At 68.0% G+C, this 12,699-nt stretch carries 3 protein-coding genes; 1 reads left to right on the top strand and 2 read right to left on the bottom strand.

Going from position 1 to position 12,699, the window contains the following annotated elements:
* Nucleotides 1-192 precede the first annotated feature (192 nt).
* Entirely contained in the window at nt 193-636 is a 444-nt protein-coding gene (locus ACFYZS_RS31835; protein ID WP_389020140.1) for a hypothetical protein, read from the bottom strand.
* A gap of 41 nt (nt 637-677) precedes the next feature.
* Nucleotides 678-7,634 carry a polymorphic toxin-type HINT domain-containing protein gene (locus tag ACFYZS_RS31830; protein ID WP_389020137.1) on the bottom strand — a complete coding sequence of 2,319 codons (6,957 nt, stop codon included), beginning with the start codon at nt 7,632-7,634 and terminating at the stop codon, nt 678-680.
* Between the two features lie 692 nt (nt 7,635-8,326).
* Between ACFYZS_RS31830 and ACFYZS_RS31825 the strand changes: the two genes are divergently transcribed.
* Nucleotides 8,327-12,607: a ricin-type beta-trefoil lectin domain protein gene (locus ACFYZS_RS31825; protein ID WP_389020134.1), complete on the top strand. Its 4,281-nt coding sequence runs from the start codon at nt 8,327-8,329 to the stop codon at nt 12,605-12,607.
* Nucleotides 12,608-12,699 lie beyond the last annotated feature (92 nt).

Genomic DNA, 12,699 nt, shown 5'->3' with positions numbered 1-12,699 from the left:
ATTGTGAACCAGGACCGGTGCGGCGCCCGCCAGTACATAGTCCGTGTCCGCGCTGAGGCACTGTCATCTGCGTTTTCGCAGCTCAGCAGAGAATACCGAACCTGCCGTTCCATTCCACTAGAGACCGGACGGAGTTCCGACACCTCGCAAGCGATGGGCCTGCAGCCCATAGAATGAGCTGCAGGCCCATCGTCAATCTACCTCGAAACCCGAAGGCTCGCCCTGACCGGGCCGATTCGAGATGGAATCCGCCAAAAGATTTTCAATTTCCACCTCGTGGCTCACATTCCAGTACTTAACGTGGCGCCACCGCTCATGGTCGTAATCGTCATGCCACTGCCATGGAGAAACAAGCGCCCAGAGCGCGTTCCATGACAAGGTGATCTGCAGGCGCAGCTGTAGCCGTTCAACTTCAGAAAGCGACTCCGAGTCGAGAAATGACAACGAATGCTGAAGCGTCCCAACGAGTTGCAATAGCGCAACTCTCACTCCGCGCACAACATGCCTTTCAACACTTCCCCGATGCGCGCGGAAAAGCGAATCCGTTCGTGCGACGAGGAACGATTGGACACCTTCGACGTCCGCAATGGCGACACCCTCTCCGTAGCGAAGTGGCTTTCTATTCGACAGGGACACGGTCGGCACCTCCTTTCTCGACCTCTAGACGAAAGGACGAGTCACCTCTCCCAGATCGGCGCATCGAACTCGAAGTCCACGTCCCCCCATTCATCTTTCTTCCAAACCCTAGTCACATACTTCCAAGGAATTCCACCGTCGAATGCCATCTCGGCCTCATGGGGAGTCGGGTTCAACGGGCCAAGTTCCTTCTTTACGTCAATCCCGCCTGGAGCACCCCTAATCTCATAAACATAGCCGTCACGACCACCGAACAGGTCTCGGGCTATATCCCGACTCGTAGATGTCCCGACATACCGACTGTGGTTTCGCTGTGCGGACACATAGTCAAGGAGAGAGGTCTGGCTGTGCGGCGCCTGGGGCATAAATCCTCCAGCAGCTTCGATTACCTCCGGTCCTCGCGAGTCACCTCGGTAGACAGTGTCGCAGTTATGCACGAGGACCGGGGTGGCGCCTGCGAGCACATAGTACGTGTGGAAGTCGTTGACGGTGAGGTTGTGCGTCGTGACTGCGTAGGGGTAGTTGCGCTTGGACTGGACCGTGAGCGTGGTGCCGTCGGGGCGGCGGAGTTGGTCGCCCGGGGTGAATTCGCCCGCGTCGACCCACTGGTGGCGGGTCTCGTTCCAATGCGGGTGGTGGAAGGTGGAGGTGAGCTGGACCGGCGGGGCGCGGGGGTTGGACTCGTCGGTGAGGGTGAGGTCGGTGAAGTCCTTGTCGTCCGGGGTGGTGATGGTGGCCGTCACCAGCTGGGGACGGGTCTCACCGGTCTGCGGGTCGGTGGCGAGGACGGTGTCGCCGACGCGGACGTCCTGGATCCCCTTGGTCGTACCGTCGGCCATCTGAACGCGGGTGCCGGTAGGAAAGCTGTTCGTCTTGCAGGAGCCACCACCCGACTCCGAGCCGCCGCTGCTGTGGGATTCGCTCGAGCCGGCGCTGGACTCGGCGTCGGAGGATTCTCTGCCGGCCTTGCTCTCCGTGCCCGCGCTGTCGGTGGCTGTCTCCTTGCCGGCCTTCTCTGATGCCGAGTCGGCGGCCTTCGCTTCGGCCTCGCGCGCTTCCTTGGCAGCCTTCTTGGACTTGGTCACCGCCTCGGCCGCGCGGGCTGCTCCGCGTTCCGCTTCGTGGATCGCGTCGTAGGACTTGTTGATCTCCTTGTAGACCTTGAAGGCCTTGATGCCGATCTTGACGGCCTTGAAGAGCTTGCCCCAGGGGACGAAGTTGAGGGCCGTGTTGATGCAGGCCATCGCGTCGCCCTTGGTGAAGCAGTCCCGGGCGTCGTTGTAGCCGATCAGGTCGCCGACCAGGTCGACGACTTCGCTGATGAGCTTGTCGCGCTTGCGCTTGGCGTCGTGGACCTTGTTGTTGGCGTCGTTGAGCGTCTTTTCGCCGTCATCGTCCGAAGGGGGAGGGGTCGGCTTGGGGCTGGTGCCGTCCCGCCTCTCGGAGTGACCGGTGCCGTCGTCGATGTAGAGGCCGCTCGGGTCGGACGCGTTGATCGGACTGTTGTTGGAGTACGCGTACGCGTTCCACTGCTGCGGGTCGGCGGCGTCGATGATCGGGTCCGGGCTGAGGAAGCGGCCCGTCGTGGGGTCGTATTCACGGGCGCCGAGGAGGGTGAAGCCGGTCGACTTCTCCTTGGTGCCGCCTACGAAGCCCTTGTCGCCTGCCCAGGCGCCCGGGGCCGGCTGGGCACCGCGGTCGTTGCCGAACGGGTCCGAGGCGCGGCGGACCTGGGCCAGGTCCGTGGCGTTGAACTGGACGCCGCCCGTGCCGTGGTGGTCCGAGCTCTGGTAGGTGAGGGCGGACGTGCCGCCGGTGGTGGTGCGGGTGATGGACAGGCCGCCGGGTGCCGTGTAGGTGCGGACGTTGGCGACCTTGCCGGTGGCGGTGTCCAGGGTGATCTGGTCGGTGCCGAGGTTGAGCGTGGTGCTGCCCGGGTCGCGGCGGATGAGCTGGTTGCCGCCCGTGTCGTACAGGTAGCTGGTGCCGGCGCTCTCACTGGTACCGGTGATTTTGTCGAGCTTGCCCTGGTCGTTCCAGGTCAGCTTCTTGGTACCGGGCGTGCTGGTGATCGAGGCGGTGTTGCCGCCCGCGTCGTACGTGTACGAGGTGACCTTCGTGCCGGACGGGCCGGTCTCCGTGGAGGCCATCAGCGCGTGCGGGCCGCCCGTGCCGCCGCCGGTCTTCGGGTCGGTGGAGGGGGTGTTCTGGCGGCCGCCGAAGGTCTGGGTGACCGTGGTGTCCTTGGCGGCGTTGCCGGTGAGGTCCTTCCTGACCAGCTTCGTGCGGTTGCCGAGGAGGTCGTACTCGTACTGCTGCCAGTACGGTGCCGGGCCGCCCACACTGGGCTTGCCGGCGCCGTCGACGGCCGGGCCGTTGGTGTTGGTGCAGCCTCCGAGGCCCGGGACGCTGGGCTGGGCGGCCGTCGTCTGGGTGCCGGTGTCGCTCCAGGCCTGGGTCAGGCGGCCCAGATAGTCGTGCGTGAAGCACTGCAGGTCGCGTTGCGCGCCATCCTGCGTGTTGCCGATCGAGGTCAGCTGCCCGATCTCGTTGTAGGTGTAGTCGACGACGTCGACGCTGGCCCTCTCCGCGGTCTGCTTGTCAAGGGTCGAACGAACCTGCCGTCCGGTCGCGGTGTCGTATCCGATCGTGGAGACGATCTGCCTGCCGGACTTGCCGACCGTGCTGCGGATCATGCGGCCGTGGGGGTCACGCCGCAGGTCCGCGACGTACGGGGATCGGGTTGTGCCGATGGTGCCGTCGAAGGCCGTGAGGTTGCCCACGGTATCCGTCGAGAACGTCATCGTCTCGACGCCCAGACCCGCCTGCGGAACACCCGGAAGCTCGGCACTCTTCAACTGGCCGTACTGGTCGTAGGTGTTCTTGGACTCGTAGGTACCCGCGAGACCCTTCTCGACCGCCGGGACGGTGGTCTTCGTGCCGAGCGGGCGGTAGCCGCCGTCGTATCCGGTGACTTCCGAGACATAGGCGCTACCGCCTGCTCCGCCGACGTAGCGGGTGCTCGTGGCGGGCTTGCCCAGCGCCTTGGTGTCGTAGGTGAAGGCACCGACCTGTTTGGCCGGGTCGACGGCCTTGCCCTCGTAGGTCGCGATGGAGCGGCCGAGGAGGTCGGTGACGGTGGTGGCGCTCTTGTTCCTGCTGTCGGTGACGGTGGTGAGGTTCTTGTCGTCGTCGTAGACGGTGGTGCTGGTCCCGGCGTCCGGGTCGGTGGTCTTCACCGTTCGGCCGAGCAGGTCGTAGGCGAAGGTCCACTCGTTGCCTGCAGGGTCCTTGCGCCGGAGCTCTTTGCCCTGTGCGTTGGTCTCGTACGTCGTCTCGTCGTACGGGCCGGTGGGTGTGTTGCTCTTGTACTGGCGCAGCAGGGAGGTGGTGCCGTTAACGATGGTCGCCGTGGCGAAGCCGCCGTTCGGCGGGATGGAGCGGGTCTCGTCGGCGCCGGGGTATTCGGTCTTCGAGCGCCACTGCTCGACACCGTACGACTGGAAGACAGCGGCTGTGGTCCTGCCCAGGCCGTCGAAGACGGAGACAGTCTGCGCCGGGAGCTTGCTGTCGGGGTTGACACCGCCGTTGGGCAGGAACAACGTGCCTGAGGGGGCGGCCTCATTGTTGTAGTAGGCAGCGCTGGTCTTCACCTGCCAACCGTGTGAGTCGAACAGCGCGTCGGTGACGAGCCGCCCGGCCGCGACGGACCCCGGGGTGGCCTGTGTCTGCCGGACGCGGCCGAGTCCGTCGTAGACCGTATAGCTGGACGTGTACGAGTTGTCGTTCATGAGCGCCTGGCTCAGGACGGTGGACGGCGCGTTGGTGCCGTTCATCGTGTACGAGAGCTTGCGTACGGGCAGGGCGTTGTTCGCACGTTCCTGACCGGGCTGCCAGATGGCGGTGACTCGGCCGAAGGCGTCGTACTCGCGTTCGGCGACGTGCTTGTTCTCGTCCGTGGTCTTCAGCGGCAGCGAGCGGCCGGTGTCGAGGGTGGTGACCGTCTTCCAGCCGAGCGGGTTGGTGTGGGTGACCTCGGTCGGTACGGAGCCGGTGGCCGGCTTGTACTCCGTGGTGGTCACCGCGCCGTCGGGGTGGGCGGCGTCCTTGCGGGTCTTGTTGGTGTTGCTCGTGACGCGCCCGTAGGCGTCGTACGTCGCGGTGGTGTTGAGGCGGTACACCGGCTTGTCCGCGGCGTCGTACTTCTCCAGGACCGAGGTGCCGGTCTGGTCCCCCGTGGCGCCGGCCTGTCCGGTGGGCAGGCCGTCGAAGGCGGTGAGGGTGTCGCCGACCGTGTTCGCGGCCGTCGGGGGCTGCCCGCAGGCGCCCGAGAGGACCAGGGTGCGGGAGGCCAGCTGGGTGAGGGCGCCGCCGGGGCCGGTGGCGTAGTCGAACGTGGTGCACAGGCGCTGGTCGGGGCGGGCCCGGTCGCTCTTGTCGTCGACCTTGGTCGGGCGGGACAGGAGGGTGTCGTCGTACTCCGAGGTGCGCTCGCTGACGCGCCAGGTTCCGTCCGCCAGCTTGGCGCGGCTGGTGATCTGCGCCGTGTTCTGGGCGCGGGCGGTGACGGCGGGCAGGTCGCCGGACTGGGCGCGGGTCGCGGTGACCTTCTTGCCGAGCCAGGGGGTGGTGACCTCGTCGGCCACGACGGTTCCGCCGTCGCCGTCCCGGTCGTAGGTCTGCGTCTGGCGGACCCGGCCGGAGAGTACGTCCTCGTCCTTGATGGTTCCGCCCTGTGCGTCGCCGATGGTGACGCTGCGCTTGGTGCCGTTGGCGAGGACGTCGCCGTCCATGCCGCGCAGGTACGTGGCCACGCTCTTGGTGCGCGGGGCCTCGGCCGCGTTGCCGTTGCCGGTGCGGGTGGTGACCGTGGCGAAGCCGCGGAACTGGTCCCACGTACGGGTCTTGGGGTCGGCGAACTCCGAGTCGTTGCGGTGCCAGGCGATGCCGCCGCCGTACTCGTAGTCGGTCACGGTGGTGACCTGGCCGGCAACCATGTCCTGCTGGGTGACGGACTGGACGACGATCTTGTTGAACCAGTCGTTGACCGGGTCCTCGAAGGACTGCTTGGGCAGGTACCACTTGACCGGCATGCAGGCCATCGTGTTGCCGTCCTCGGAGGACGGCATGGTGCCCTTGACTCGGGAGCACTCCGGGGCCTTGTAGACGACGTTGATCAGGCCACCGGTCTCGGTGGTGATCTTCTGGATGCGGGGGCGGTAGTAGCGGGGCGCCGAGGCGTCCGTACCGTCCGGGCGTCGTACGACGCCGTCGACGCGGTTGGGGATCTGCAGCGGCTCGAAGGAGACCGCGGGCAGTTCCTTCTCGGGCTGGCCGTTGGACGCCTTGCGCACGATCGAGTCGAGCCAGAGCGTCGGGGAGGTGCCGTCTCCCGGGTCCTGGAAGGACTGGTTGAGGACGTAGGAGTCGACGCGGCGGTAGTCCGTGCCGGCCAGCACCTCGGTGTCGATCTGCTTGACCCGCTTGGTGGAGAAGTAGGTGGGCGACAGGTTCAGGCACTGGCCGGTGGCCGCGCACTCCTGGTCCACGGGGGTGTCGGGCCAGGACTTCGCGTTGGCCTTGGTTCGCTGCGCCGGATCACAGGTGACGGCACCGCCGGGGAAGCAGCGCTCGGCGCCGCGCAGCCACACCTGGGCTGCGGGCTTGGCCGCGCCCTTCGCGGCGATCTGCTCGGGCAGGCGCTGGCCGTAGCCGATCCAGGTCGGGTAGCTGGCGCGCTGGTACTTGGTGGAGGTGCCGGTGCCGTTGTTCTGGCCGCCGCCGCGCCCGTAGTGGTTGTCCTCCTGCTCGTAGCGGTAGGAGACCAGGTTCTGGTGCGGGTCCACGACGTAGTCGAGGTTCCACTGCCAGCCCAGCTGCTGCCACGTGCCGTTGGCGGGGGTCTCGGCCCCGAGGCACTTGTCTTGGCCGCTGTTGAAGTAGACGGGGACCGTGGAGACGGACTTGGCCTCGGGGTCGGTGCCGTCACCGCCGGGCAGGCGGTTGGAGCCGAAGTAGTACTGGGTGCCGTCGGTCGTGGTGACCTTGAAGCCCTCGCCCTTCCAGGCGGAGTTCCGCTGGCCGGTCAGGCGCTCGATCTTGGTGCCGTCGTCGCCCTGGAGGCGGTAGACGCAGCTGGTGTCGTCACGGACGATCTGGCCGGCATGGCCCGCCAGGTTCAGGGACAGGATGTCGCCGGCCCAGCACTCGTCGCCCGAGTCCTTGATGCCCGCGTCCTTGCAGCCCTTGTACGAGCGCGAGATCGAGCCCGGGCTCCACTCCCAGCCCTCGCCGAACAGGCCTGCCTGGGCGTTGGTGGACGCGGTGCGGCCGTCGACGGAGGAGGAGTCGTAGCCGAGCGAGATGCCCGGGCCGGCGCCGGCGATGCCGTTGGGCACCTCGACGGTGTAGCCGTAGGTGAAGTTGGCGGCGTTCGCCCCGGCCTGCCAGGAGGCCGAGGGCAGCAGCGGGGTGGCGCTGTAGTCGCCGCCGGCGCCGTTGGGGCCCGCCTCCATCGCGATCGCCACGTCCTGCGCGGTGAGCATCTGCGGGGCTTGCGGGGCTGCCGGCTTGGCGGCCGAGCCGGGCTGCGTCTTCAGTGCGGGGGTGGGGGCCGCGGGGCTCTTGGGCGCGTCGACCTCCGCGACCAGGCGCCCAGAGGCATCCCGGTGCGAGGCCAGGGGCGTACGGGTCGTGCAGCCGGGGGCGCCGGGGGTGGTCAGGGCGCACGTGGGCAGCTGCACCAGTCGGGCGCGGTCGGCCCAGTTGGCTCCGGCGGCCTTGGCCCATGCGGAGACGTCGAGGCCGACTTCCACCTTGCCCGAGGGGCTCGCCCCTGAGGCCCCGCTGAGGGCGACGAGCGCGCCGTTGACTCCGGCGGCACGGGCCTTGGCCGCGTCCTTCACCTCGACGCGCAGTGCGCTGTCGTGGCTGGAATCGGTGCCCGGACCCCCGACGGCGAGAGTTGATAAATTTGCCGACCGATTCACGCCATTCACAGGCGCAATCCAGACAGGGAGTTTACCGGCCTGAACGGCTCCGGGTGCGGTGGCGCCGCGAGCCGTTTCCTTGGGGCCTAAGCCGACACTCGCCGAGCCAGATGGAATCTTGGCGTTCGAATCCGTGGTCCATTTCCGGCCAGCCGGCGCCTGTTTGGCCGGAGCCTTCGCATTCGCCCCCTTGACGGGTTTGACATCCGGCAGCGGCGTATGGGGTGGGACCCACACCTTTGGCGGCTTGTCCGCAGCCTCAACGGCAGGAAGGCCCAGGCCGGAGAAGAGAACTGAGAGCGCGGCGACGACCGCGACACGCGACCGTCTGGTGCGCGAGCGCACGACGGAGCCACTTCCATGAGACAACCGAATCCCCCCACAGGAAACAGAAAGCACGAACTCCGGACCGGCAGGGTCCAGAACAAGCGCACCTTACGAAGAGTGCGTTCGATTTTTCAGCGGAGTCTCACATTCCCCACCCGTGACTCTTGTCACTCACGGCACACCTCGGGCGTTCACCACCCAAACCGGGCACCCGAAGGTCGAAAACCCGTTGACAGAATTGCAGAAGTGAAGTCATGGTGCCGCTGACTTCTGTCCATCTCACAGCTCAGGGGGGCCATCGCGTGAGATCTTCATTTCCAGCATTGCGGAAACCAAGGCCGGGGGGCCACGGTCGGCTGGCTTGGCGCGTCTCGATGCTGCCCATCGCAGGAGCGGCCGTACTCTCGCTCGGAGCCGGCCTGATCGCGGCTCCGCCCGCCGCAGCCGCCAACACCGACCGCGGCCACGGGCCAGGGCAGAACGCCTGGCCCGCTCCTACGCCCAAACCGGCGCCGAGCGCCCAGGAATCGGCCATCACCAAGGCACTCGCCGAGGCCAAGAGCAGCGGCAAGCGGGTGGCCATCGCCGACCTGACCACCGCGGGCTCGCAGACCTTCGCCAATCCGGGCGGCACGCTGACCACGGACACCGCCGCCGTACCGGAGCGCCTCAAGGGCGCGGACGGGCAGTGGCGCCCGCTCGACGCCACGCTCCATGCCGCCGCCGACGGCGCGATCGTACCGGCCGCCGTCTCCTCGAAGCTCAGCTTCTCCGGCGGCGGCACCGGGCCCATGGTCTCCATGGCCACGACCGATGGCCGGAAACTGGCCTTCAAGGCGCCGTTCCCGCTGCCCAAGCCCGCGCTCACCGGGGACAGCGCCCTCTACCGCAACGTCCTTCCGGACGTGGACCTGCGCCTGAGCGCCGACCGGCAGGGCGGCTGGAGCCAAGTCCTGATCGTGCGCACCGCGCAGGCCGCGGCAAACCCCGCGGTCAGGAAGCTGCGGCTGGACATCGAGACCGACGGACTGACCGTTGCCGGCGACGCCGCCGGCAACCTCGACATCAAGGACGCCGGCGGCCGGACCCGCTTCACCAGCCCGACCTCCTTCATGTGGGACTCGGCCGCCGCATCCGCTCCCGCGGGCGCCGAGCAGCAGGGCAAGTCGGCCAAGGCCGCCGCCCCGCAGTCCGCCCCGTCCCCGAATGATCCACCCGCGGCCTCCACCACCTCCACCGCGGACGGCCCGGGCACGGGCGCCGCCGTGAAGCCCGTCAAGACGACGGCCGACGCGAAGGGGATCGAGCTCGTCCCCGATGCCGAACTGCTGGGCAAGGGCACCGGCCCCTGGTACATCGACCCGGGCATCAACCCGGTCCTCGACAACACCAACCAGGCCTGGGCCCAGGTCCAGGAGGCATACCCGGACACCAACGAGTTCAACGGCACCGAGTACGGCCAGGACAAGCCGGCCACCGGCTACTGCGGCTACAACATCGGCAACCCGCCCTGCACCGGAATCGGCCGCACCCGCACCTACTTCCAGATCGGCGTGGACTCCCGGCTCTACAACGCCGAGATCCTCAACGCGACGTTCTCCGCGACCGTGATCTCCTCGTCCAGCCCCAGCACACCCACCCCGATGGGCCTGTACTCCACCAACGCCATCGGCAACCCGACCAGCTGGAACCGGCAGCCGTGCGGCACCGGCTCCACCATGCAGGGCTGCAGCCAGGTCGGGCACACCAGCATGTCGGGCACCGGCCAGATCGACTTCACCGTCACGGACCTGGTGAAGAACGCCGCCCGTTACCAGTGGCCCACCATCACCCTCGGCCTCGCCCCCGACGACGAGTACAACAAGTACTACCGGCAGCGGTACGAGAACACCCCGCACATCGTCGTGGAGTACGACATCACACCGACCGTCTGGTGGCCGCGTACGCGCCCCACGCCCGGATTCGCGAGCTCGGCCTCGTACGCCGACTGCCGCACGCCAGGCACGGCGAACCCGTGGGACAACCCGGGCTGGGTCGGGGCCAACAGCAACGTCACCCTCACCACCTCCACGTACTCCGCCACCAAGCGACAGCTCCAGACGACCTTCCAGTACTGGGACGACGACGCGGCCGGGAAGACCGACTCCGCCCAGACCGGCTGGAACGGCGACTACGGGGACGCGACGGTCGACATCGGCCCCCTGACCGACGGACACCAATACGGCTGGGCGGCGCGCACCACGGACGGCACGTTGACGAGCGCGGCCACCGAGTGGTGCTTCCTGCGCGTCGACCGCACGCCGCCCACCGCAGCGGTCAGCTCCACGGACTTCCCCGCCTCCGGCACCATCGGTGCCCACCCCAAGCAGACCGGCGACGAAGGCACCTTCACCCTGACCGGCACCGACCCGGCACCGGCAGCCGGCGGCCGCTCCTCGGGCCTGGCCTGCGCACGCTGGACGACCGACCCCGTCAAGGCCGCTGCCACCAACTGGAAGTGCACCGACACCGAGACCGGCATCGTCAAGCTCACCGGCGGCACTGCCAACGTCAAGGTCACCCCGCAGCGATGGGGTACGAACCACCTCTACCTGCAGACCCAGGACAACGCGGGCAACCTCTCTCAACCCGTCGCGTACGGCTTCTACGCACCGGCCAACCCGACCAGCCCGGCTCCGATCTTCGGCGACCTCACCGGTGACCGGCGGGCGGACATCCTCCTGCCCGACAGTGCCGGGGCCCTGCGCGTGATCGGCGCCGGAGCCGACCCAGCCGCAGCGCCCAACGCCGGGCCCCAGCTTGCCCGCGGGTGGAGCACCTGGAACGGCATCCAGACGACCCACCGCGGCACCCTCGGAGACAAGAACGTCGACGACCTCTTCGCTCACCAGCCAGGCCATCCCCAGCTGTACATCTACCTCAATGATTCGGCCGGCAGTCTCGACGGCACCGCACCGGTCGCCCTGACCAAACCCACCAGCTGTGTCACGCCCGCCGGGACTGCGATCGACTGCGCCGCCCATGAATACAGCGCCGACTGGTCCAAGACGACCCAGATCGCAGCCTTCGGCTCGCCGGCCGGTGACACCGCCGAGGACGGTGCGCTGGAACGCACTTCCCTTCTTTTCGTCGACAGCGGGCGGCTCTGGCTGGCCCTGGCAGGACCCGTAAACGGCCTCGGTACCGGCGCCATCCTGCTCTCGGCCAACGACACCCGGTGGGACGGCTACGACCTGATCACCCCCGGTCGCGCGCAGGGAACCGACTTCCCCACCCTGTGGGCCCGTTCCAAGACCGACGGCACGCTGCACGCCTTCTCCGTCAAGGGCACCGCGCAGGCGCCCGACCTCACCGGCTTCACCGACCCGGCCGTCGGCCTGATCTCCGGCAAGGTTGAACCGAAGACCTACCCCCGTGTCGGCTCCGACGGTGACCTGAACGGGGACGGCATCCCCGACCTGTGGGCCGTCGACACCAACCAGCAGCTCGTCGCCTTCAACGGCGCCGGCACCATGACCGGGGGCACGGGCGCCTCCTATCCGATGGCCAATGGAGTCGGCACAGCTGCCGTGGCACTGGGCAACCTCAACATCCCCACGGGCCAGTGGCCGCTGACCGAGCCATCCCAGCCGACCGGCACCACCACCCCCGATACCGTCGGCAAGAACGACGCCACGACGGTCGGCATCACCTACGTCTCCGACACGATCGGCGGACACGCCACCACGTACGCGAGGTTCGCCGGCTCGGAATCGCCGTCGACCATCACCGCCGCCCGACCGGCAGTGGACACCAGGAAGAGCTTCACCATCAGCACGTGGGCCAAGGCGGGCGCACAGGGGAAGGTCGTCGCCAGCCAGGACGGCAATCGGACCAGCTCCTTCATCCTGTACGCCGACTCCTCGAACTGGCGCTTCGCCCTGGCCAATGCCGACACCGACGGATGGCCTTTCGACTACACCAACATCGCCAATGACGCGGCCCGGTTCATTCCCTCCACGTGGACCCGTCTGACGGCCGTCTACAACGCGGACACCGGCCTCATGAGCCTCTACGTCAACGGCGTGCTCGCCGGCACCGGAACACACCGGGCGTCTACGAGCCCTGCCCCCAGCGGACCCCTCGTCCTTGGCCGGTACAAGGCCAACGGAATTGTTCGGGACATGCTCGACGGCGCTATCAGCGACTTCGCCGTCCACCCCTATGCCGTCGCTCCCACCGCCCCCGGCGCCGCCGGCCCGATCGCGCTGTCCGCTTCGGCCACCAACTGCGTCGACAACGATTTCAACCGCCCCAACCCCGGCAACAGGATCCAGATCGCCGCCTGTAACGGCAGCGATGCACAGAAGTTCCAGATCCGGGGTGACGGAACCATCCGGACCAACGGCATGTGCCTCGGCGCGGTGAACGCGGGAACCGCGAACACGACCCTCATCGAACTCCAGGTCTGCGACAGCAGCGCCCCGAGCCAGCGGTTCCTGCCCCGGGCCGACAACAGCATCCACAACCCGGTCTCCGGCCGCTGCCTCGACCTCGGCAACCTCGACACCCGTCCCGGAACCCCGCTCTGGCTCTTCGACTGCAACAGCAGCCCCGCCCAGCGCTGGACCATCCCCACCCTCGGCACGGCCCCTCTCCCCGCCCCCGCCCCCTAGAAGGGACCACCGAAACCACACGCAGCGGCCGCCCTCCCGAAGTCGGGAGCGCGGCCGCTGCCGCCATTGCGTCGTGGAACGCCGGGTCCGCC

The sequence above is a fragment of the Streptomyces sp. NPDC001903 genome (assembly GCF_042891345.1).
Lineage (GTDB): Bacteria > Actinomycetota > Actinomycetes > Streptomycetales > Streptomycetaceae > Streptomyces.
This window is presented reverse-complemented; position numbering and strand designations above follow the sequence as displayed.

What these genes read in the sequence shown, in the direction of transcription:
- ACFYZS_RS31825 (WP_389020134.1), top strand. Translation starts at nt 8,327, where the DNA reads ATGCTGCCCATCGCAGGAGCGGCCGTACTCTCGCTCGGAGCCGGCCTG.